18 protein-coding genes are annotated in these 23,067 nt (G+C 44.1%); 8 read left to right on the top strand and 10 right to left on the bottom strand.

Annotated features, from left to right (window positions below; all coding sequences use genetic code 11):
* Positions 1-446: 446 nt before the first annotated feature.
* The 3 genes from FFM77_RS04035 to FFM77_RS04025 form a co-directional block, all read right to left on the bottom strand.
* Positions 447-1,886: a hypothetical protein gene (locus FFM77_RS04035; protein ID WP_137634468.1), complete on the bottom strand. Its 1,440-nt coding sequence runs from the start codon at positions 1,884-1,886 to the stop codon at positions 447-449.
* Between the two features lie 80 nt (positions 1,887-1,966).
* Positions 1,967-2,860, bottom strand: coding sequence for a LysR family transcriptional regulator (locus FFM77_RS04030; protein WP_137634467.1), 894 nt, complete (start codon positions 2,858-2,860; stop codon positions 1,967-1,969).
* 1,333 nt (positions 2,861-4,193) lie between these two features.
* Positions 4,194-5,099: a LysR family transcriptional regulator gene (locus FFM77_RS04025; RefSeq protein ID WP_137634466.1), complete on the bottom strand. Its 906-nt coding sequence runs from the start codon at positions 5,097-5,099 to the stop codon at positions 4,194-4,196.
* Between the two features lie 216 nt (positions 5,100-5,315).
* Between FFM77_RS04025 and FFM77_RS04020 the strand changes: the two genes are divergently transcribed.
* From FFM77_RS04020 to FFM77_RS03990, 7 genes are all read left to right on the top strand, one after another.
* Positions 5,316-6,167, top strand: coding sequence for a sugar phosphate isomerase/epimerase family protein (locus FFM77_RS04020; RefSeq protein ID WP_137634465.1), 852 nt, complete (start codon positions 5,316-5,318; stop codon positions 6,165-6,167).
* Positions 6,168-6,208: 41 nt separating this feature from the next.
* Positions 6,209-7,048: an SDR family NAD(P)-dependent oxidoreductase gene (locus tag FFM77_RS04015; RefSeq protein WP_137634464.1), complete on the top strand. Its 840-nt coding sequence runs from the start codon at positions 6,209-6,211 to the stop codon at positions 7,046-7,048.
* A 500-nt stretch (positions 7,049-7,548) separates the two neighbouring features.
* Complete coding sequence (locus FFM77_RS04010; protein ID WP_137634463.1) at positions 7,549-8,433, top strand: shikimate dehydrogenase; 885 nt, start codon at positions 7,549-7,551, stop codon at positions 8,431-8,433.
* Between the two features lie 26 nt (positions 8,434-8,459).
* The gene (locus FFM77_RS04005; RefSeq protein ID WP_137634462.1) at positions 8,460-9,344 is read left to right on the top strand and encodes a shikimate dehydrogenase; all 885 of its coding nucleotides are present in this window, start codon (positions 8,460-8,462) and stop codon (positions 9,342-9,344) included.
* 1 nt (position 9,345) lies between these two features.
* Positions 9,346-10,587, top strand: a complete 1,242-nt coding sequence (locus FFM77_RS04000) for an MFS transporter (RefSeq protein ID WP_137634461.1) — start codon at positions 9,346-9,348, stop codon at positions 10,585-10,587.
* A gap of 119 nt (positions 10,588-10,706) precedes the next feature.
* The gene (locus FFM77_RS03995; RefSeq protein ID WP_137634460.1) at positions 10,707-10,892 is read left to right on the top strand and encodes a hypothetical protein; all 186 of its coding nucleotides are present in this window, start codon (positions 10,707-10,709) and stop codon (positions 10,890-10,892) included.
* Positions 10,892-11,482, top strand: coding sequence for an ATPase (locus FFM77_RS03990; protein ID WP_137634459.1), 591 nt, complete (start codon positions 10,892-10,894; stop codon positions 11,480-11,482). Before FFM77_RS03995 ends, FFM77_RS03990 begins: the two co-directional genes overlap by 1 nt.
* 50 nt (positions 11,483-11,532) lie before the next feature.
* Here FFM77_RS03990 and FFM77_RS03985 read toward each other — a convergent pair whose 3' ends face one another.
* On the bottom strand, positions 11,533-11,742 hold the full coding sequence (locus FFM77_RS03985) for a hypothetical protein (protein ID WP_137634458.1): 210 nt from the start codon (positions 11,740-11,742) through the stop codon (positions 11,533-11,535).
* A gap of 259 nt (positions 11,743-12,001) precedes the next feature.
* Between FFM77_RS03985 and FFM77_RS03975 the strand changes: the two genes are divergently transcribed.
* A complete protein-coding gene (locus FFM77_RS03975; RefSeq protein ID WP_171001554.1) occupies positions 12,002-16,063 on the top strand; it encodes a SpaA isopeptide-forming pilin-related protein in 4,062 nt (1,353 codons plus the stop codon).
* Between the two features lie 62 nt (positions 16,064-16,125).
* On the opposite strand, the gene FFM77_RS14225 is transcribed toward FFM77_RS03975, so the two are convergent.
* From FFM77_RS14225 to serC, 6 genes are all read right to left on the bottom strand, one after another.
* A complete protein-coding gene (locus FFM77_RS14225) occupies positions 16,126-16,257 on the bottom strand; it encodes a hypothetical protein (RefSeq protein ID WP_263390486.1) in 132 nt (43 codons plus the stop codon).
* 87 nt (positions 16,258-16,344) lie between these two features.
* A complete protein-coding gene (locus FFM77_RS03970; protein ID WP_137634456.1) occupies positions 16,345-17,187 on the bottom strand; it encodes a helix-turn-helix domain-containing protein in 843 nt (280 codons plus the stop codon).
* 679 nt (positions 17,188-17,866) lie between these two features.
* On the bottom strand, positions 17,867-19,525 hold the full coding sequence (locus FFM77_RS03965; protein ID WP_137634455.1) for a peptide ABC transporter substrate-binding protein: 1,659 nt from the start codon (positions 19,523-19,525) through the stop codon (positions 17,867-17,869).
* 152 nt (positions 19,526-19,677) lie between these two features.
* A complete protein-coding gene (locus FFM77_RS03960; RefSeq protein ID WP_137634454.1) occupies positions 19,678-20,112 on the bottom strand; it encodes a GNAT family N-acetyltransferase in 435 nt (144 codons plus the stop codon).
* Positions 20,113-20,124: 12 nt separating this feature from the next.
* Positions 20,125-21,294, bottom strand: coding sequence for a phosphoglycerate dehydrogenase (locus tag FFM77_RS03955; protein WP_137634453.1), 1,170 nt, complete (start codon positions 21,292-21,294; stop codon positions 20,125-20,127).
* Positions 21,281-22,384: a 3-phosphoserine/phosphohydroxythreonine transaminase gene (gene serC, locus FFM77_RS03950; protein ID WP_137634452.1), complete on the bottom strand. Its 1,104-nt coding sequence runs from the start codon at positions 22,382-22,384 to the stop codon at positions 21,281-21,283. Before serC ends, FFM77_RS03955 begins: the two co-directional genes overlap by 14 nt.
* Positions 22,385-23,067 lie beyond the last annotated feature (683 nt).

Genomic DNA, 23,067 nt, shown 5'->3' with positions numbered 1-23,067 from the left:
TTGCCGCCTGCCAGTTGGTTCCTAAAATGCTGGAACGCCATGGGTCATTTTGAAGCCAAAAACCGGTCTTCAAAACTGACCTTGGCCTAAGTCCGAGAAAAGCACTCGCACTAAGGTCAACGACACGGCTGAGCATTTTAGAAACCAACCTCTCGGCTAAGTGACTGGACTGAAAATAATCAATCGTTAACTTTTTAAGACCCGTTATTTAACGCCGGGCGGGCCAAAATTGGCTCAGTGGTGTCGTTTATCTTAGTCGTGGGTTGTCGACTTAGATAAAGCCCGGCTTTCGAGCCCGCTCTATGGCTCGAAAACGCGGCCGCCACGTTCCAGCCAATTCTGGACCAACCAGAGTGGCATGTTAATCCAACTAGCACCAAGCGTATTTTATCGCTAAAAAAGGATTTACCTTGATTTCAATCAAAGTAAATCCTTTTTAATTATCTTTAGAAATCATTACTAGTTGCTTTTAAAACTTCTGCGCCCCGATTAACGAGCAGATTTGCTTGACCATTAGTGGTAAAGCTTAACCCTTCAAATTCACGGGTTGTTTGGAACATGGTGGATTCGATATTGCCATGTTTGAGGTGCCCTAAGTGTGCAACCGGTAGTGAGGTAATACTGCCGTTTGAAACTAAGTAAAGTCGGTTACGACGTGGATTATAGCTCATTGCTTGGGTGATTGTACCCGGACTGTAACGGAGACCCTGCATGATTAAGTGGAACCGTACTGTCTTGGCACCAATTTTACCAGCAAAGAGCTTAACCGATCGTTTGGGAGACTTGCCGACAGTGGCCGTTTGACTGTAGAAGTAGGCGGTTCCGTGTTGATCAAACGTTAAAACACTGCCGACTTTAATACGATTGCCCAGATGGAAGTTGATCTTGCGAATCGGCTTGAGTGTCGTCTTCGAAAGCCGCTGAACATTAGCATGCTTACCGCCGTGACCGATGAACCAAAGCTGATGGTTATGTGGATTATAGGCTAATGACTGCCCATGGCCAGTGTTAAACTGCGGCCCAACTTTAACTTGAGTCAGAATCTCGCGGTCGGTCGCCGTTAGTTTGTTAGTTGCGTGATCGTGTGTGGCGCGCCGTAAACGGTCCATATGCGTGCTGGTAATCCCATACTTTTTTAAGCCGGCTAGATTATAGTAAACGACTCGGCCAGTTGTCGAATAACTGTGGGTTGTTTGCATGATGTACATGCCTTGCCCATGTGGGGTCATCACGATACTTTGTGGATTGCTATAGTCACCAGTTGTTTGCATCGTAATCGGCAAGTAGGCCAAGGTCTTGAAGCTAGCCAAATGATTACCGGAGACGGCTTTGATGGTCGATGGTGTCTTTTGGTAAGCCGATTGTTGATAGTCACTGCTGCGTGCGAATGGATAGGTGGTGACATAATAATCCGCGTTGCTGAGTGTCTTGAAATGACTGCCGTTAAACCAGTCTAAAGCATCGCCATGTTGCGTGTAATGTCCTTTAGACGTACGGGTTGACCGGATCCGATTTGGGTTCTTACCGCTGTGTAAATACTGGGTATTGATCCAAACAACGGCCGCATGAGCACTAGGCTTAACTCCCAGCAACTTAAACGTTTTTTTGCCAGTCTTCAACTGAATTTGTTTATCACTGGTATAGGTGTTGCGGGCCGTCTTAGATAATCTATGTGCATGCTTTAAGGTGGCATGTTTGCCGTGCAAACCTAGGTACCAGCTATGCTGACTAAAGTCTTTGGTTGGGACATAGTAGTGGTGGTGTGCTGTTTTGGTTAATTTTTTTACTTGATAGGACTTGGTAGCGGCTTGGCCGGTGATCGCCGGTAAGCTGAGCCCTATAATCAGGGCACTGCCAATTAGTCCCCCGATAAATTTGCTGTTCATAAATAAAACCCCCGCTGATTTTAAAGCTACAATGTCCATTGTAGCTTTTTTTCAGCGCGGGTGGTATTTTTTCTGAAAATTTAGTTAACTTTAACATTAAAGGTATCTTCGACAATATCCATGACTTGCTTGAAAAGCCCGATTGGGAACTGGTGCGCCCGGCGAATCAAGTTAATATGCACACTTGGTGCTTGAACGTCGGTAATCGGAATCTCAACCAGATCATCGGTCGGGGCCATCCCAATATCGGAGATAAAGCCGAGTGCGAGGTTTTCGCGAACTAAACCACTGATTAAGGTACTGTTGTCAGATTCAAACATCACTTGTGGTTCGATCGATAGTTGTTCGGCCAATTGATGGAAGACAAGTTTGTTTAAGTAAGTCGCATTCAAGATGACGAACGGATATTGTAAAGCGTCCTTAAACGTTGGGTTTTCCAACTTTGTTAAGGCATGTTCAGGACTGCAAAGGATCTTGAAATGGAACGGTTTTAATGGGGTTACCGCTAATCGTTCATCTAATGTCTGGTCAAGATTACAACTGATGGCGAGGTCTAATTGACCACCCAAGACTTGTTTGACCAATTGATTGGCGCCCATTTCAACAGTGTGGATACTTTTAAGTAGGTCTTGTTCAACGATGGGTTGGGTTAAGGCTGGTAAGTAACGTTCGCCGACAGAAGGTTCAACACCTAACCGTAACGTATGTTGCCGTAAGTGACCAATCGATTCGTTAACATGTTGCCAATTGGCGATGATATCGTTTGCTGCTAGTAGTAATTGTTGACCGCTAGGGGTTAAGACTAAAGCTTTTGTCTTAGCTTGACGGAAGAATAAGGTTGTTTGAAAATGTCGTTCCAGACGTTTGATGGCTTGAGAAATCGTGGGCTGGCTGACGTGGAAATCGGCGGCCGTTTGCGTATAACTCTGCGTACTAATCAAACGTTGAAAATAGTACAAATCCTTAATATTCATGAAAACGCAGCCTCCATAAAGATTATTAATTAGTAATTAACAATAAGCGCCAGTAACAGTCAAAAATAGGTGACCTGCTGACGACGATGTTATAAATAAAGGTTATCAGTTAAGGTGGTGTTCAATTATGGTCGTTGGTTAGTTTAATTATCAATCGGCCACTCAATCATACCACGATTAATCACGAAAAGGCGCAATTTATAGTTGCAAGGTCGTGTTTAACCGCTAGTTAACTGCCGATAGTTAATGGCTTAAAGCTATAACAGAAATTAATACTCAGAAATAGCAAATTGGTCCACGCTCTATCATAGCGGAGTACTTAGATTTTAGCTATGATTTTGGCTTATTGGTTAAGCGGGGGTGCCAATTAGTTAAGTCAAATTATTAAAGGAGAATAATGATTATTAATTGTTGATGAAAAGACAGTTGCTGACGATGCTGATTTCAAAATAGTTAATGGGTTTAAAGTATAAAAACTTATAATACCTTAGCAGTTAATAAGTCAGTTATCAACTGTTAATTCACTATCACATGATAACTGACTATAATTATTAGTTATCGGTTAAGGGGTTGTTGGATTGCGTTGATTAATCGCGCAAGACTGAACGGCAGACTGGCACAACTAAATTAGTTAACGGGTCAAAGCTATAATCGTCAGTAATACCATTTTTAATGAATAACGTCTAAAGCTTGCTAGATTAGGAAATTGTCCTTAGCTAAATAAATTCGATTTATCACTTAAAGGGGTGTCGTAGTTATCAAATCGCACTGAGTTAAGCGTCCAATGAGTAAAAACGAGCTTAATCCCTTAATAACTATAAGCAATTATAATACTAAAGCCGATTTATAACACGCAAATGCCGTTTTTAAAGGTAGTTCGTAAGTTGAGTATTAATTTTAATTATAACAACTGTTGATTGTGGTTAATTAAAAGCGCCCTGCGAATGCAGGACGTTTACTAGAAAATTAGTCATTAGTTTTGGGGTTGCGCTTGGTGCTAGTTGAAATTGCCGCCTGCCGGTTGGTTCCTAAAATGCTGGAACGACATGGCTGAGCATTTTAGGAACCAACCTCTCGGCTAATGATTGAACTAAGAATAATCAATCGTTAACTTTTCCCGTTAATTAACAGCGGGCGGACCAGAATTGGCTCAGTGGTGTCGTTTATCTTGGTCGGTGATTTTCCGACTTAGATAAAGCCCGGCTCTCGAGACCGCACTATGGCTCGAAAACGTGGCCACCACGTTCCAGCCGATTCTGGGCCAACCAGAGTGGCAATTTAAACCAACTAGCACCAAGCATTTAGGGGTGTGTTAATCAACCAAGCGTACCGGTTAAATATTATTGACCGACAACTGGTCGCTTTGTTCCCGGACAAAGTCAATGAAATGCGTGATGGCCGGTTGTGGTGTCGCATTTTTTAAGGCAGCCATATAGAGAATTCGCTGCCATTTGGGGAATGATAATGGAATGATTTTAACGGGCATAGTTTGTAGCATCGACATGTTTGGCACGACGGCAATTCCGAATCCATTGGCGACTAATCCAGCAATCGCTTGATCTTCTTCGACTGAGTAAGCACTAATCGGTTGACCGCCACAGTCATTGAATAGCTTGGTCATGATGGGATGCAGGCCACTGCGTTCAGAAAACGTAATCTGCGGATAGGCCAAGGTTTCGGTCAGGTTAATGCTCGAACGTGTTGCTAGCGCATGATCTAATGGGGTGATACAAACCATAGTCTGTTCAGCGACTGGAAAAAAGTTGATATCCGGATAGTTGTCCATTTTGGAACAAAAAGCGACGTCGTATTTTTTAGATCGTAATCCATTTAAAATATCCGGGGATAAGCCAGTATCGGTATTGAATTGGAAGCGAATGGCCGGATTGTCGGTCGCATGTAAGAAGCGTTGGGCCATATCCGGTAGCCATTTGATACTTAACGTCCGTAAGGCGGCTACGCGAATGATGGCCTTTTGCAGATTAAAGGTCTTCACATCGGCAATACTCTTATCCAAGGTGATTAAGGAAGATTCCACACCGTTGGCAAATAGCTTGCCAGCGGGGGTTAAAGCGACATTACGGCCGGTCCGTTTGAAGAGGGCGATATTCAGTTCATTCTCTAACGAATGGATGGCTTTAGTTAGACTTGGTTGTGTAATATGTAACAGTTTAGCAGTCTGAGTATAGTTTTCGGTCCGGGATAGGGCCACAAAGTAACGTAAATGATCTAAGTTCATGAGTAACAAAACCTCCCGTGAAATCGCGAGTTATCAGCGACTCGTTAGCGCTTACTATAGCTAATATAACAGAATTGATAACTTTTAGCTATCGTTCACTGCGGATAAAAGCAATTGGACGCTGCTTTGGAAAACGATTACATTAGTCTTGTAAAATAAATTATGTGAATTAAAGAGCATGCATGTTGAAAAATCCACGATTTGGAGGAAGCAATTATGACAAAGACACATCCAATTACAGTTAGTTCATGGACTTTAGGTGACAAATGCAGTTTCGCAGATCGGTGCAAAGCCGCTAGTGAAGCTGGTTATGATGGGATTGGTTTACGGGCTGAAACTTACGTTGATGCTGTAAACGAAGGGTTGAGCGACCAAGATATCTTGGATACCTTAGCTAAATACAACATTCGTTGTACCGAAGTCGAATATATCGTGCAATGGTGTGAACCTGAACGCTCATACGAACAAAAATACAAGGAACAAGCTTGTTTCCATATGTGTGACTTGTTCGGTGTTAAACATATCAACACTGGTTTAATGGAAGATTATTCCATTGACTATACCGCCAAGAAGTTACAAGAATTGGCTGCTCGCGCTGGCAAGCATATTATCGCGTTGGAACCAATGCCATACAGTGGCTTACCAAACTTAGATAAGACTTGGAAGATCATGCAAAAGGCCAACTGCGACAATGTCTACATGTTATTAGATATGTGGCACTGGGTTCGAGCTAACCAACCATACGATCTGTTGACTAAGGAACAAGCTAAGCGGGTTATCTCAATCCAAATTGATGACGCTTACACTCGTCCTTACGCTGAATCCATCTTACGTGACGAATCCATGCACGATCGTTTGGCACCAGGTGCGGGTGACTTGGATACGGCTGGCTTCGTTAAGATGATCAAGGATGCCGGCGTTGATCCCAAGGTGATCGGGGTTGAAGTTATTTCTGATGCTTACATGGCTAAAGGCATTGATTATGTTGCCGATTACACTTACAAGCAAACGGTCGCAACTTTGAAGAAAGCTTGGCCTGAAATTTTACAAGATCCAGTAAATGCATAACATTTAATAACGATTGAAAACTGATTAGGAGGAACTAAATTATGAGTAACAGTTGGTTAGGATTAAACGGTAAAGTTGTTGTCATCACCGGTGCTGTCGGTGGGATGGGTACAAAGTTCTGTGAAGAATTTGCTAAGCAAGGTGCTAACATTGCTTTAGTTGATATGTTAAAAGATAAGACGGAAGCGGCCGCTAAGAAGTTGGCTGACGAATACGGAATCAAAACCGTTGCCGTTGTCTGCAACACGACTAGCGAAGCCGATGTTGATGCAGCCGTTAAGAAAGTCGTTGACACATTCGGTGTTGTCGATGTCTTAGTAAACACCGCTGCCATCTTACGCTTCTCACCATTAGAAGACTTGCGCTTAGATGAATGGCAAGCAGCTTTAAACGTTAACTTGACTGGTTATTTCTTAATGTCACAACGTTTCGGGAAAGTCATGATTCAACAAAAGCACGGCAACATGGTTCATATTTCAACCGTTGCATCGCGTTATCCTGAAACTTACAGTGGCGCTTACAGTACGACTAAAGCCGGCGTCAACATGATGTCGAAGCAAATGGCTGCTGAATGGGGCCAATACGGGGTTCGCAGTAACTGTGTCCTCCCATGCTTAGTTAAGACACCATTATCCGCTAACTTCTACAGTGATCCTAAAGTTGAAGATGGTCGCAAGCGCTTAGTTGCCAGCAAGCGGATTGGTAACTTAGACGATATCGCAAACACGGTGCTTTGGTTAGCTAGTGATCGTTCTGACTACACTAATGGCGGCGAAGTTACCGTTGATGGTGGGTTGAACATGATGATTTCTGACATGATTCCAAAGCCAGGTGGCCGTCGTCAATACGCCATCGATCATCATCAACCAGCCAAGAAATAAGCGCTGAGTTAGTGATTAAGTTGCCGCCTGCCGGGTGAGCGCCAAAACGCTGGAACGCCATGGGTCATTTGGAAGCCAAAAGTCGGTCTTCCAAATTGACCTTGGTCTAAATCCGGGAAATTCACCCAGATTAAGACCAACGACACGGCTGAGCATTTTGGCGCTCACCCTCTCGGCTAACTGAACGCTATTATTAAATCTATTTATATAGTAGAAACTAGCTTAGCCGTGAGGGCGGTCAGGCTGATGCTCAGTGGTGAAATTTAGCTAAGTTACCAGTGATTTGCTGGTGACTTAGCTAAAGGCCGGCTTTCGAGACCGTCCTTTGGCTCGAAAACGTGCCCACCACGTTCCAGCGTCAGCCTGGCCAACCGGTCGGCGACAATGAACGGGACCATTTAAAATTGAACGTTTAAGTCGAAGAGAGACTGGGACAACTGTCTCGGTCTCTTTTGTTCGATAAATTGATCAATCAAATTGAGATAGGAGTGTCTTTGATTATGGAAAAACGCATTTCAGGAACAACCGGTTTATTTACGTTACTAGGTACCCCCGTGGGTCACTCTGGCTCACCAGCCATGTATAACTTTAGCTTCCAAAAGCAAGGGCTAGATTACGCTTATATGGCGTTTGATGTTAAAAAAGAACAAATGCCACAAGCCATCGATGCCTTACGGTTATTTAAAGTTCGGGGCAGCAATGTCACCATGCCTTGCAAGAGTGTCGCAGCGACGTTGGTTGATGAACTTTCACCAGCTGCTAAGATTATCGGCGCAATTAACGTCATCGTTAATGATAACGGCAAATTAACCGGTCATATTACTGATGGGATTGGCTTTGTCCGTAATTTGAAAGAAAACGGCGTCGAGGTTGCTGGCAAAAAGCTAGTGGTCATTGGTGCTGGCGGTGCGGCGACAGCCTTACAAGTCCAAAGTGCGTTGGATGGGGCTAAAGCCATCTCAATCTTTAACCAAGATGATGAATTTTATGCTAATGCTGAAAAGACACAGGCGAAGATTAAGGAAGCTAAGCCTGAAGTTGAGGTTAACGTCTATCCTTTAGCTGACCAAGCAAAGCTAAAGGCCGAAATCGACAGTGCCGACATCTTGGTTAACGCTACGATTGTTGGGATGAAGCCATTAGATGGTCAATCATTGGTTGATCCAGCCTTCTTACGGCAAGATTTAGTCGTTGCAGATACGGTTTATAACCCATTGAAGACGAAGTTGATCGAAGATGCCGAAAGTCTAGGTTGCACGGTGGCACCTGGTAAAGGGATGCTCTTATGGCAAGGTGCGGCAGCTTATACCTTATTTACTGGCAAAGACATGCCAACGGATGAGTATCAAGCTTACGAAGCCAAACAAGCGGCAGCACAACATTAAATTAGACTGAAAGGGGATTAACGCTGATGGAAGCAAGAATTGATGGACATACGACAATGTTAGGATTATTTGGGTCGCCAGTGGGGCATTCCGGGTCACCGGCCATGTATAACTACAGTTTTGAACAAGCGGGGATTAACGATGCGTATTTGGCATTTGATATTCAAGCCGATCAAATGGCTAGTGCTTTAGAAAAGATGCGCATCTTCAATATGCGCGGTGCTAATGTGACGATGCCTTGTAAAAAAGTCGCTGCGGAATTGGTTGATGAACTCTCGCCAGCCGCTGAATTAATTGGTGCGGTCAATACGATCGTCAATAATGATGGCGTTTTAGTGGGTCATAATACTGATGGCGCGGGGTATGTTGAGAATTTACGGCACCATGGCGTTGATCCCAAGGGTAAGAAATTGACGGTCCTTGGTGCTGGTGGCGCTGGGACGGCGATTGCGGTTCAGATGGCCTTAGAAGGCGCTGCTTCGATTCGGATCTTTAACCCGAAAGATGACTTTTATAAGAATGCGGAACTCACCGCACAAAAGATTATGAAAAAGGTCCCAGCTTGCCACGTTGAAGTTGGCGATATTAATGACCAAGCCGCATTAGCTGCGTCCATTAAAGCCAGTGACATTTTAGCGAACGCCACGAAAGTTGGGATGAATCCACATGCTGACCAAAGTAACATTAAAGATTTAAGTGTCTTTCGTGATGATCTGGTTGTCACGGATACGGTCTACAGTCCCGCAACGACGAAGATGTTAGTCGATGCGGCGGCCCATGGTAGTCAAGCTATCGGTGGTAAAGGCATGCTCGTTTGGCAAGGGGCCGCAGCTTTCAAGCTGTACACTGGTCAAGAAATGCCTGTTGATGATGTCAAACGGCTCTTCTTCAGCGATACTGGGGGTCATTAACATGTCAACAACACCGACGAGTTCGAATAAAAAGTTTTACCCGACCGCGCTAGCCTTATACTTTGCCTACTTTATCTTAGGGATTGCGTCTTCCATTATGGGCCAATACAAGACCGAGTTCGCCAAAGCCTGGGGGGCCTCGACCTTACCTAGTGGCGCGATCGATGTTAGTATGGTCGTTTCCGTCATTGCGGCTTATGGGTTAGGCCGCTTGATTGCCTATCCATTTGCGGGTCCCGTTTCCGATAAAGTCGGTCGGCGGGTCAGTGGCTTCATTGGGATGGCGTTATACGCGGCGTTCTTCTTCGGCATGATTAGTGCTCACAGCATGTGGTTCGCTTATGGTGTCGGGATTATGAACGGGGTCGCTAACTCTTTCTTGGATACCTGTGTGTCACCGAGTGTCATGGAAATCTTTCCAAATTCGGCGTCAATTGCCAATTTGTTTACGAAGTTTGCCATTACGGTCGCCCAATTCGTGTTACCATTCGTGATTGGGTTAGTGGCAACGGCCAATATGTCGTACAAAGCAATCTTCATTGGCTGTGGGATCTTGATGATTATCGATGCCATCTTAGTTTTGATTCTGCCATTTCCTAAGCAAGCTGGTAAAACGCCAGCCAACGGCGATGGGACGACTGCTAAGCCGAAAACTCATTTTTCAGCGGCATCAATTGCGTCAATCTTAATCGGATTTACGAGTTCTGCAACCTTTATGATTTGGTTGAACTGTAATCAAGAATTAGGGATTAGTTATGGGATTAAAGATCCAAGTGTGTTGCAATCATTTTATGCGGTTGGGGCGACGATTGCGGTCTTGTTAACCGCTCAGTTCATTCACATGGGCTTAAAAGAAACCACTGTTTTGATTTTATATCCAAGTATTTCAATAGTGATGTTGTTACTCTGCTACTTCATTCAAACACCGGTTATCTTGTATATCGGTAGTTTCGTGATTGGTTATGCCGCGGCTGGCGGGGTTCTACAACTCGCGACCTCAACGACAGTTGGTTTCTTCCCAGACAGTAAGGGACTGGCCACGTCGTTAGTCATGATTGCCTCAAGTGTAGCCAACTATGCCGTCTTATCCTTAGCGGCTTACTTGACTAAGGCCACTGGTGCCAGCGCACCGCGGATGATTATCTTGCTGAACGTTGTGATTACGTTGATTGGGGTCGCTTTAGCGGTTATCGTGAAGCGCCGTAGTCAAGGTAAAGGGAACGCTGAAGCGGCGAAAGCTTAATACTGAATTTAAAAGCACTCGACTTGTTCGGGTGCTTTTTGTGGTTTCAGGCTGCAGCTAATACGTGGACGCTGAATGTGTTTTTTCGGATAATTAAGCTTGAAAGCCAGGTGGTTACGATGACTGATGAGCAACAACTAAATGAGATCCTAAACCAAACTAAAACGATGAATTTGGATGTTTTACTACAGGTAGTGTTACATGAACAGGATCCAGCAAAGCAGGCAGTTCTTAAGGCACTCTATGATTATGCATTGGATACTCGTCAGATTCAAGTTATTAAACGACGAGCGTTTACGATTTGATGTCGGACTACATCATTGTGGCTGGGGTTAATGGTGCTGGAAAAAGCACATTGTTTGAGACGCAACCCGGTCTATTCAAAGCGTCTAAACGGTTTAATGCTGATGAAATTTTAAGACAACAGCAAGGTGATCGGCGTAAACGGGCGGATAATTTTCGTGCGATGCGGCAAGAGCTAATCTTATTGAAACAGACGATAATGAGTGGAAAGTCATTACATGTTGAAACGGCTTTAGCTGGAAATGATAGAACTCAGCTGGACCTAATTGAACTAGCACATCAACAAGGCTATTCAATCACGTTACTATATGTTGTTGTCGCAAATGTACAATTAGCCGTGAAACGTGTGCAACAGCGGGTGCTTCTTGGTGGTCATGGTGTACCGACAGAGTTGGTCTATAAATGTTATCAACAATCGCTAAGTAATCTTGGCAAATTGGCTCAATATTGCGATAATATTCAGATATTTGACAATAGTCAGCTGTTGACGTTGATGTATGCACGGCAACAGCAACGTGTTAGCTTAGACTTATTAGTTTCAGTTTCAGGTCTACCACTAGCTAGCACGTTACAATATAAAATGAAAAAATAAACTAATGGTGGCAATTCTTAATTTTTATAAGAATTACCACCATTAGTTTATTAGTCATCATCGTCAGTATCAAACTTAGCCAATTCAATCCGGCCGAAGATATCTAAACCAATACCCAGAATAACCATACCGGTTAAATATAATCGTAGTGTCGGATATAAAGTTGCAGGGCTAACTCGCAATGTAATCAAAGCGGCGCCAATGACGCTAATTAAGGCGAAAATCAAGCGGCCATTGGTCATAATAAATTTCTGATCCAAGGTAATTTTCCTCTCAAGTAATGCTAGCAAACTTACTTATAATTTGGAACTAAGTATAATTGCGATAACGTTTACAAGTCAATTCGTTTGACAAGTTTGGACAGTCAACGACTTAATTAGGCGAATTGACTAACGGGTTTAATAATATTTAATAATAATCATTGTCTGTAATAGATAAAGTGATTTATAATTAAATCGTGGTGTTAGTTTATTTAGATTGAACTAATACTACCAATCCTTGAAGAAAGGAGGAAAATACATGCGATTAAAAACAATTTTAGCCGGTACCGCAACGTTGTTAACCTTAATGGCAGCCAATACAGTGAAAGCTCAGGCTGCTAGTCAAAGTACAACAGCAACTAGTGATGCGGATACGACTGCGACTAGTTCAGCTACGACAACGAAACAGGTTGTCACGTTACATAATAGTAGCGCTGACTCTAGTGGTGGTAGCAACGACACTAGTAACGGTACCGCGACTAATGGTAGTAGTTCTACAAGTTCTAGTTCTGCAAGTTCTAGCTCTGTAAGTTCTAGTTCTACGAGTTCTAGTTCTACGAGTTCTAGTTCTGCGAGTTCTAGCTCTGTAAGCTCTAGCTCTACAAGTTCTAGTTCTGTAAGCTCTAGTGCTTCGAGTTCTAGTAATTCAAGTTCTGATGATTCAAGTTCTAGTACGCCAAGTGCCAGTGCTTCAAGTTCGTCAACACCAGCACCGGTTAGTCCGGTAAAAGCCGATTCAACAGTCAAAGACGCAACGCCCGATACGACGGTCTCCGATGTGTCATCAACCGCGAATCCAGCTGTCAGTGAACTTAATCAACAGCAGTTACTTGTCCAAAGTCAAACCAAATCGACTAGTGCGACGCTTGCTAATTCGCAACTGAACACACAGATGTATAGCGCGGTAACAACGAGTCAGAAAGGATCGTCACTTGCCAATCATTTAGCTACTGGCATATTACCGTTTGCCAGTTTCAAATCTTTATTAGCTAGAGCGACTTTGCCAATAGTTGGGCTGAATCCTGAAAATGCAACTTTTTCTAATCTTGACAATACGACCATTAGTAATGGTATGTTTTCTGGTAATCAGTATAAAGTTATCTATTCTTGGTCGTTACCAGATGGCTTTGTTGTTCATGATGGAGACCAATACACAATAACATTACCAGATAAAGTCGTTTTTACTGCTGCCAATGCAGCTTCTATTGTAGATGATGATAAAAATGTTATTGCAACGTTTTCAGCGGTACAAGGCTCTTCCACAGGAATATTAACTTTTAATGATTTTTATACAACACACCTTACCGGGCGCGATGGAAATACTTTTTGGGCTAGTGTAGAAAGTACTAATACTTCAGCGACAGGCAGTAGCTTTGATATCAACAAAGCGGGCTGGCCTACTAAATGGGATGACGAAAAAAATATTTCAGAAATGACATGGAATATCGTTGCTAATCCTAATAGTTACAGCTGGAATCAAGTTGTGATTACTGATTCACTCGGCAAATATCAGAGCTTTAATCCAGATAATTTAACTGTCCAAGTTGGCTCATATGACTTGAAGGCTGATAAGTTTACGATGAGCCAAGATATTTCGAAAAGTGTGCAAGCTAAGTATGATGGTAATGTTTTGACGTTGAATATCGGTAATATTACGCAGGCACTATATATCTTTTATACAGTTTCGGTTAATGAAGTTGCACAAGGTTATTCAAATAGTGCTAAATTATCCTACATTCCTGATGCTGGTAATAATCCAGGTGATGGTGGGTCATCGTCTGGATCAGGCAGTGGAGATGCTGGTAATAGTAACAATACTGAGCCGACTGTGGTTCAAGCTCGACACGATTATTCTCAGGGTGCTGGTGGTACTGCTAATTGGCAAGACTATAATATTGTCATTAAGAAAGTTGGTTCGGAAGAAAAGCCACTTTCACATGCGTTATTTAGCTTATATGATTCTGATGGCAAAACACTTTTACAATCAGGGTTAGAAACCAATTATTTGGGACAGGTAACAGTGACTAATGTTATACCAGGTGATTATTATATCCAAGAAACAATGGCACCTACTGGCTACCTATTAGATGAAACCTTGCATAAAGTTACAGTAGTTAATGCTGATATTAATCTAGTAGTTCAGGATCTACCCATTGCCAAAACGGCGCTTAATGTGAAAAAAATCTGGTCGCAAGTACCAACAAACGTGGTGACACCAGCTGTGACGGTGACGTTATATATTAAAAATGCTGATGACACACTCACAAGTACAGGTCAGACTTTAACGTTGTCCAGTGCTAATAATTATCAAGGGACATTTAGTAACTTGGATGCCACCGATGCGTATGGAAAGACCATTATTTATACGGTTGTTGAAACTGTACCAACTGGTTATACGAGTGCACAAACAACTGATGGTCATCAAGTGACTATCACCAATACCTATCAAACTGGGACAATCAACATCGTCAAAACTGGTAGTGATACCAAGACTGCTTTGGCTGGTGCAACCTTTGCTTTAGTTGATGGAAATGGTCAGATTGTTAAGACTGGGACGACTGATAATCAAGGCCAATTAGTGTTCACTGATTTGAATCAAGGTAGTTATACCTTGAAAGAAACCAATGCACCAGCTGGCTACCAGCTAGTTGCTGATCAAACAATTACAGTTGACTATACTAATGGTTATACCGCTAATTTAGCTATCACTGATCCAGTTATCCCAATGACGACCATTACGGTTAACAAGCATTGGGCCAATACCCAAGGCAAGGCGGTAACATCGCCGGTGACGATGACCTTATCAGCGAATGGCAAGGCGGTACAAACGTTAATCCTAACAGCCGAAACTGGCTATACGGGTCAGTTTACGAACTTAGCCATGACCACTGCTGATGGGACACCGATTGTGTATACCGTTAGTGAAACACCAGTTGCAGGTTATACGATGAGTGGTGGTCAGCTAGTTGACGGTGTGGTTGACTTTACGAATACGCTACAAACGGGTTCGTTAACCATTACAAAAGTTGACAGTCAGACGCAAGCAGCTTTAGCCGGTGCGACCTTTGACTTGCGTGATGCTAATGGACAGCTTGTTCAGACTGGCACTACGGATGCGCAAGGCCGATTAACCTTTACTGGTCTAGTTAGTGGCACCTATACGTCACATGAAGCGACTGCGCCAACTGGCTATCAGTTAGCCGCTGATCAAATGGTAACGGTCGATGCGACTAGTGCTAAAGCGGCTGGTATTACGGTGGCGGATGTCGCAGTACCCGTAATTGTTGTGCCACCAACGACCACAATTACCGTTAACAAACACTGGGTACAAGTGCCAGCGTCAACGACGACGCCAAGTGTCACGGTAACCTTAGTGGCTAATGGGACGTTAACTGATCAAACCTTAACGTTGACGGCAGCTAATGGGTACACGGGCCAGTTCACGAACTTAGCAGTGAACGATGCCAATGACCAAGCGATGACTTATACGGTTGTTGAAACTCCAATTGCGGGTTATACCACAACTGGTGGCAACGTCGTTAACGGGGTCGCTGATATTACCAACACTTGGGTCAAGGTACCAGTTATTCCAACTCCAACTGGGTCGTTGCAAGTGATTAAAGTTGATGCCACAACTAAACATTGTTTAGCCGGTGCCGCTTTTGACTTGCGCGATGTCAGTGGAAACTTGGTTGCGAGTGGTATGACTGCTGAAAATGGTCAAGTCATGTTTAACAACTTAACTTATGGGACGTATCAAGTCGTTGAAACGACTGCGCCAGCTGGTTATGATTTAAATACTAAGCCACAACTGGTGACAATCGGGGAGACGACCATGCAATCGATCACGGTTGCGGATACCGCGACCGTTGTACCACCAGTTAAGCCAGTTGTTCCTGTGACGCCAGTAACACCGACGAAACCAGAACAACCAAGGCAACCGACAATACCAATAATTCCGACTAAACCAGTTGTTCCGGTTAAACCAGAACAACCGGGATACCCTGATGTGGTGACCGTGACGGTAACGCCAGATCAACCAGCGGGGGTCACGTTTGGTGAATACTATGGTGGCATTACGCCAAAACAACCACAGTTAACCACGGTGACAAAGTCTTCAACCGATCGGCCAACAGTAGTAACCACAACGGTGACTGCCAGTGCTGCGACGGTGATGCCAACTAAAACGGCCACGCCGAAAGTTGCCCACCAACAATTGCCACAAACTAATGATGCGACTGCACTTTGGTTAAAGTTATTAGGGCTAATTGGCTTGTTATTAAGCGGCTTAAGTTATGCACGTTTTAAAAGGTTAGACTAAAAAAAGTTCGTTCGACATCTCAAAATTTTGAGGTGCTGAATGAACTTTTTTCTTGTTTAAGTTTAGCGACGATTCTGGCCAGACTCCTCATCATGACGTACTCGCACTGGTTGAGCAGCGGGTGTCCGCCCGCCTGCCAAAACGCCGGCGACGGCAGCCAAACCCGCGGCCGCTAATAAACCTGCTAGTAACATAATCCAGGACCTCCTATCGTCATTTCCGCTTCTTGATACTTGCAGTTTAGGCGACTTGGGCAAGAATTGCAATTAATAAGCTGGTCCTTAAAGCGAATTTGAATAATTTGTAATTTTCTTAAGTAATTGCCGGTTATTGTTGATTCTTGCAAAGGCACAAGCATCGCTTAATAATTCTTGTTGTTCAGGACCACCGGCACTTAATTGTGCTTGTAAGAATTTAATCTTTGCGACGTAGTAAGTCACATGATGTTCTGCGCAAACGGTAATTGCATAGGCGAGCAACGTTCTACTGATAGTTTCTTCGCCAATCTTGGCATAAAAATTACCGGTATAGTAAGCCAAATTGATGACGCGCCAAACACTGGCGGTAGTTTCTAATGAAAGATCGGTTAAAGCTTGACGGACTTTTTCAAAATAATATTCGGCTTTATCCGGTTCGTGATTATTTTGATAGGCGATCCCAGTACCACAATAAGCCAATTGGGTATAGATTGTGGCATGGGGTTCATCTAAATCTGTAATAATTTGATCGAAGTTAAATAACACGTCACTGATTGGGTGCTGATTTAAAGCGGCAACGTAGCCTTTTAGATAACAGTATTGTAGCTTAGTTTCCAAGTCATGACGCGGTTTATCGGTGATTTTACTTAGTCGATTTTCGGCGTCCGTATATTCACTAGTGATGAGGTCGAATTCAATCGTGGCGAGTTCTTTTAAGACCGCCGCATCGGCAACACGCTCAGTTGGAAAGACATCTTCTAATTGTAAATGCAGTCGCTGACAAAGCTGTGCAACGATGCGAATCGCTGGCGCTTTACCATTGTTTTCAAATTTACTTAAAGTTGCTTGTGTACAAATGCCGTCGGATAAGGCTTTCTGGGATAAACCTAGTGCCTTTCGACGGGCAATGAATAATTCGATATTCATTTATATTTTCCTCCCTTGAAAGGCAATTAGATTACCAATAGTATCGGGGCTGAGATGCGCTCTTATCTTTAATTAAACAATGTTTATATAATTTTGTCAATATTTATAAAGCATACTTGATATTCTGAAAATATATTGTTTTTATTGATTGATTTTCATGAAAAATGAATACATATCCCTAAATTGACCGCATCAGGCCGGTATTTGGTCGGGCTGAATGGAAGGTAGCAGTAAACTTTCACCAGAAAAGAAGACTTTAGTCGATTATCTTTGTTAATTAGTTATCTTGGCTGTGAGGTTGATTTCCAAAATACTCGGACTTAGGACAACGACAGTTTTGAAAACTTCAGAATGGTTCATGGTGTTCTAGCGCTTTAAAAAGGACTATTGTCGGGAATTTAATTAATAGGACTAGTTTAAGCGGAGCAGGGCAGGCATGGTATCTCCCGTGTCGATGCAGTTAGCCAGCGGGATAGGCTGGGTCTGCATGGGACACGACCTTAGAGACGTGGGTTCCGGCCTTGAGGCGAGGGCGTAGATGTACTTAAGCTATGACCGGTCCCCACCGGATAGCGTGCTTGCCTGGCGGAACGAGATTTAAGCACCATAACCCAAAACAAGGCCACAAGCTAAATCAAATTAGCTTGTAGCCTTGTTTTAAATGTGAACGCTTAGTCAGTTATTTAGCCATGTAAGCATCCTTGAAGTTGTAGTTGATGCCGGCAGTGTTATAAACCAAGCCCTTCAACTTAGGATTGACCATTTGAGCGACCACGTTTTGTGAAAGTGGTGCGACCCCTTGATCAGTTCCAATTGTCTTTTCGGCTGTTGCCAAAGCTTCCCAACGCTTCTTCGTGCTGGTTGTGCTGTTAGCAGTCTTAACGGCAGCGTCAAATTGCTTGTTTTGCCATTTCCCGAAGTTGTAGTCATTGGTTGAAGTCATGATCCCTAAGTCAGAGATTGGATCGGCAAAGTCGGCTTGCCATGCGGAGATAACCAACTGGAAGTTCCCAGCGACTTCGCGTGAAATCCGGGTCTTATAAGGAACGGTGACACTCTTAACCGTCAAACCAGGTAATTCTTTTTCCAATTGACCTTGGACATATTCAGATAAAGCTTTCATTTGGTCGGTATCGTCATGAGTCAAGGTTAAGGTTAGCTTCTTCTTGCCAAGTTCTTTTAGACCTTGTTTCCAAAGGGCCTTAGCCTTGGCGTTGTTTTGCGTGACCGAAGCTTTGACTTCATTTTCGGTGGCGAAATCTTTCTTAGTAGTTGGGTCCTTAGCTAAACCAGCGGTGACAAAGCCAGTTGGGGTTACGGAACCATCGCCTAAGACATTGTTAACCAATTCTTTACGGTTCAATGTCATGGACATTGCTTGGCGCACCTGCTTGTTAGCGAGTGCTTTAACTTTCTTTTGGTTGTATTCCAAGTAATTCAAACGAGAAGATTTACGAATGGTGAGCTTACTGTTGTTCTTTTCGTTCTTAACTTGTTGACCAGATAAGGTGGCGACGTCTAACTTACCGCTTTGGAATAAGTTAAAGGCGGTCGTGGTCGACTTCACAACTTGATCGTTGATCTTAGTCAAGTGGACGTGCTTCTTATCCCAGTAGCTGTTGTTCTTAACCAAGGTCCAAGTTGAGTTCGTGCCTTGCCAACCGGTCATCTTGAATGGGCCATCGTAGACCATCTTGCTGGAGCTGGTCCCGTAATCCTTACCGTACTTTTCAACGGCGTGTTGGTTTTGTGGGAAGAAGACCACGAAGCCCATCAAGAGTTTAAAGTATTGCATGGGTTTTTCCAATGTGACAGTTAACTTGTAATTGCCATCTGCTTTGATCCCTAATGTTGATGGTTTCGCTTTACCATTCGTGATCTTGTCAGCGTTTTTGATCCCAGAGTAGAGGTAAGCGTATTGTGAGGCCGTCTTTGGATTAACGGTACGACGCCAGCCATAGACGAAATCTTTAGCGGTGACTTTATCGCCGTTGCTCCATTTAGCGTTCTTGCGTAACGTGAAGGTGTAAGTCTTTTTATCTTTAGAGACTTTAGTGGCCGTGGCAATTCCGGGGGTCGCTTTGCTATCTTTACCTAAACGATACAACCCTTCTTGCGAATTGTTAATCATCGTCCCACTGATAACATCAATGGCCAATGATGGGTCCAATGTGGATAAGTCTTGGCCGTTTTCGGACCAATTTAAGACTTGGGACTTGGCCAAATTACCTGAAGTGGCACTGCTGCTAGAACTTGAGCTTTTGCTACCGCAAGCGGTTAATAAGAAACCGGCCGCTGCTGTAACGGCTAAGATGGTTGAAACTTTTTTTAATTGCATATGTATAATATCCCCCTAGTTCTTTTTATGATATGTGTATGAGAATACATTAGAATTGGATTAAAATCAACTGTTATTTTTTAATAATTTAATTTAGGGGGACACAAAAACCCACCCAGCCTTGATTTAAAGGGTGAGTGGGCTTTTGTGAATTAACGGTACCAACGCATCGTGTATTCCGGTTGATGGGTGGCTTTATCAACACCTTGCTTGTGCACGTGAAAGCCGCTGTGATGGTAGAAGGCAACGGCATTACGATTGGCCACATATACCGAAAGCTGCAATTTATGATGCTGGGCTTTAGCAGCATCTAATAATGCGGTCCCAACGCCATGTTGCTGGGCCGTTGGTTGGACGAATAGCCCAGCAATATCGTTACCTTGCAGACCAATAAAGCCAAGGATTTGGTCGGTTTCCAGCGCCGCAATCAAAATTGCTTGCGGTAACGCCTGACGAACCGCGGCGGCTTGTTTACGCCAATAATCAGCACGCACGAAGTCGTGAGCATGCAGGTTGCCGGCTAACCAGAGTGACATCAGCTGATCAAGTTGTTGATCCGTAGGTTGTTTCAAGGTTTGTATCTGCATTTGACCGAATCCTTAGTGATTGATTAACAGTCGGACGCGATTGACTGCCGGAATTTTATTTAGCGCGTCGATAAGTTGTTGACTGCTTTCGTGATCCAAGTCATCAACATCAATAATCGTGTAGGCGGTCTGCTTCTTGGCAGCGTTAGCCATCGTGGCGATGTTTAATCCGGCGGCGGCTAACTTTTGCGTGATTTGGCTGACCATATTAGGCACGTTTTGATGGATGACAGTGAAGCGATAAGCAGCATTGAAGGGCACGTTTAACGTTGGCAGATTAATCGCATATTGAACATTGCCAGTCTCCAAATAGGTCATAATCGTCTGAGCAGCTTGTGTGGCCCCGTTGACCTCGGCTTCAATGGTGGACCCGCCAATATGTGGCGTGACGGTAATATCAGCGTGATTAGCTATTCGTGGCTCACCAAAGTCGGTGTAATAATGTGCGAGTCTGCCGGCTTTTAAGGCATCCAAAACAGCCCCGTTATCGACAATCCCACCCCGCGAGTAATTAAACAGTTGGACTTGTGGCTGCATTGCGGCCAGCTCAGGAGCGCCTAGTAAGTTTAACGTGTCTTCTTCTTTAGGTACGTGAACAGTGACATAATCTGCGTTTTTAACGGCAGTTTCGATGCTATCGGCGCGTTGGACTTGTTTGGCAATGTTCCAAGCAGCGTCGGCTGACAAATATGGGTCGTAACCGATAACGTGCATCCCGAGACCTAGGGCAGCATTAGCGACCAGAGAGCCGACGTGGCCTAAGCCAATGACAGCCAGGGTCTTGCCTAATAATTCAGTGCCGTTAAACTTCGTCTTATCGTGTTCTGTCCGTTGTGAGACATCGGCTTCCGTGTGTTGGGCGGAGTAGTTGGCCGCAGCCATCAAGTTGCGTGACGCGATTATCAGAAGCGCAATAATCAATTCTTTGACCGCGTTGGCGTTGCTACCGGGCGTGTTGAAGACGGCAGTCCCGTTCGCCGTGGCAGCCTCTAAGGGCACATTGTTTACCCCAGCACCGGCCCGGGCGATGACTTTGAGGGATTTTGGTAAAGCTTGGTGGTGCAGATCAACGGAGCGAATCAAATAAGCATCCGGTTCGTCACTTTGATTTAATTGATAATCGGTTGTAAAGGCATCCAGACCAGCTTGCGCAATCGCATTATAAGTTTTAATTTGATACATCGGTCAATTCCTCCTTGGCATGAGTCGCTTCAAAATCAGCTAAATAATCAACTAGTGCTTGGACCCCGGCTTTCGGCATGGCGTTATACAGACTGGCGCGCATACCGCCGACTAACCGGTGGCCCTTTAAGTTTAAGAGCCCACGATCCGTGGCGCCCGCGATGACTTGGGCATCCAATGCCGGTTTACCAGTGACAAATGGCATGTTCATTAACGAGCGGTCAGCGGGTTTGACGTGACTTGTGAAGAGTTTTGATTGGTCTAAGAAGTCATATAACAACGCGGCTTTGTCACGATTGCGCTGTTCCATTGCGGCTAAACCACCTTGGGCTTTTAACCATTTCAAAACTAATCCGGCCGCATAAATAGCAAAGACGGGTGGCGTGTTGAACATTGAACGCTTGTCGGCGAAGAGTTGGTAATCGACCATACTTGGTAAATCTTGTGCCTGGCCAATCAGGTCATCGCGGATAATGACGATCGTTAATCCGGCGGGGCCTAAGTTCTTTTGGGCGCCGGCAAAGATCATGCCAAAGTCGGTCACTTGATACTGTTGGCCTAAAAAGTTTGACGACATATCTGCCACCAACGGAACATTACCTGTTTGTGGGAGCGTCGTGTACGCCGTGCCTTCGATCGTATTGTTAGTCGTGAGATGCACGTAGTCGAGGGCTTGATCAACTGGCTGCTCCAGTGTTGGTAGTGCCGTGAAGTGATTGTCCGCAGCCGTGCCAAGAATATCAACTTTAGTACCAACGCGCCGGGCTTCATCGGCTGCCCGACTCGCCCAATGCCCACTATCTAATAGCCCAATGTGGTGATGCTTCGTGGCTAGATTTAAAGGTGCCGCGGTGAATTGCAAGGTGCCACCACCTTGGAAGAAGAGCACGCGATAATTAGCTGGAATCCCCAGTAACTCACGCAGATCCGCTTCGGCGTCATTGATAACTTGATCGAAGAGGGCGGAGCGATGTGAGATTTCCATAATACTCATGCCAGAACCTTGGAACGACGGTAGTTCAGCTTGAATTTGGTCAATTACGGGTTTCGGCATAACGGCGGGACCCGCTGCAAAGTTATAAGTTGTCATTAAAAGTTCCCACTTTCATTATTAAAATTAGCTATAAAAAAAGTCCCAATGGTCAGATGACCACGAGGACTGTTAACGTCAAATAGAATAACTGCCCTCATCATTGAATGTTGGTTAACATCCATGTTCGGGCTAGTGTTTACACGAAATTAGGCCGACACAGATGATTGTGTTGACCAGGAGGAGACGATTAAATTGGCATTTTGGTTCATAAACATCTTGACCACTCCTTTGATTTCGTATGCCCCCAATTTACCAAGTTTATTGCGGCTTGTCAATATGAAAATTAAATAAAAATGTGAAAATATATAGAGAATTTAACGATAAGCTCATTTTAAGCTACTGTACTAGTGTCCAAGTGTTTGAGCTATTGAATTGGGTTAGTTAGGACTGAAATGACTAGCTAAAGGATTGTGGGTAACTTACAATGGTGATAGTCAATTGCCCCTGAATAAATTCAGAGGCTTGTCGCTCACGTGTCTGACGGCACAGTAGTCCAACATACCCGTTAGGCACTCCTACTCGTAGTGGCAACATCATCGGGTAATTGACAGCTACCCGTTTAACTGCCAGGTTTACCCAGCAGTTGTTAGCTTCTTAATTTTGGGGTGCTTGACACCGTTCAACCAGTCTTGCCCAAGCATTGCAATATTCATGGCTCCTAATCGGTCATCGTTACAACG

It is taken from the genome of Lactiplantibacillus songbeiensis (assembly GCF_005405125.1).
GTDB lineage: Bacteria > Bacillota > Bacilli > Lactobacillales > Lactobacillaceae > Lactiplantibacillus > Lactiplantibacillus songbeiensis.
Note: the sequence above shows the minus strand (reverse complement) of the source record. Positions and strands in the feature narration are given on the sequence as shown.

Bases quoted from the DNA above. Each gene is read 5' to 3' on its own strand.
- FFM77_RS04035 (WP_137634468.1), bottom strand. From the start codon at position 1,886: ATGAACAGCAAATTTATCGGGGGACTAATTGGCAGTGCCCTGATTATA.
- FFM77_RS04030 (WP_137634467.1), bottom strand. From the start codon at position 2,860: ATGAATATTAAGGATTTGTACTATTTTCAACGTTTGATTAGTACGCAG.
- FFM77_RS04025 (WP_137634466.1), bottom strand. From the start codon at position 5,099: ATGAACTTAGATCATTTACGTTACTTTGTGGCCCTATCCCGGACCGAA.
- FFM77_RS04020 (WP_137634465.1), top strand. From the start codon at position 5,316: ATGACAAAGACACATCCAATTACAGTTAGTTCATGGACTTTAGGTGAC.
- FFM77_RS04015 (WP_137634464.1), top strand. From the start codon at position 6,209: ATGAGTAACAGTTGGTTAGGATTAAACGGTAAAGTTGTTGTCATCACC.
- FFM77_RS04010 (WP_137634463.1), top strand. From the start codon at position 7,549: ATGGAAAAACGCATTTCAGGAACAACCGGTTTATTTACGTTACTAGGT.
- FFM77_RS04005 (WP_137634462.1), top strand. From the start codon at position 8,460: ATGGAAGCAAGAATTGATGGACATACGACAATGTTAGGATTATTTGGG.
- FFM77_RS04000 (WP_137634461.1), top strand. From the start codon at position 9,346: ATGTCAACAACACCGACGAGTTCGAATAAAAAGTTTTACCCGACCGCG.
- FFM77_RS03995 (WP_137634460.1), top strand. From the start codon at position 10,707: ATGACTGATGAGCAACAACTAAATGAGATCCTAAACCAAACTAAAACG.
- FFM77_RS03990 (WP_137634459.1), top strand. From the start codon at position 10,892: ATGTCGGACTACATCATTGTGGCTGGGGTTAATGGTGCTGGAAAAAGC.
- FFM77_RS03975 (WP_171001554.1), top strand. From the start codon at position 12,002: ATGCGATTAAAAACAATTTTAGCCGGTACCGCAACGTTGTTAACCTTA.
- FFM77_RS14225 (WP_263390486.1), bottom strand. From the start codon at position 16,257: ATGTTACTAGCAGGTTTATTAGCGGCCGCGGGTTTGGCTGCCGTCGCC.
- FFM77_RS03970 (WP_137634456.1), bottom strand. From the start codon at position 17,187: ATGAATATCGAATTATTCATTGCCCGTCGAAAGGCACTAGGTTTATCC.
- FFM77_RS03965 (WP_137634455.1), bottom strand. From the start codon at position 19,525: ATGCAATTAAAAAAAGTTTCAACCATCTTAGCCGTTACAGCAGCGGCC.
- FFM77_RS03960 (WP_137634454.1), bottom strand. From the start codon at position 20,112: ATGCAGATACAAACCTTGAAACAACCTACGGATCAACAACTTGATCAG.
- FFM77_RS03955 (WP_137634453.1), bottom strand. From the start codon at position 21,294: ATGTATCAAATTAAAACTTATAATGCGATTGCGCAAGCTGGTCTGGAT.
- serC (WP_137634452.1), bottom strand. From the start codon at position 22,384: ATGACAACTTATAACTTTGCAGCGGGTCCCGCCGTTATGCCGAAACCC.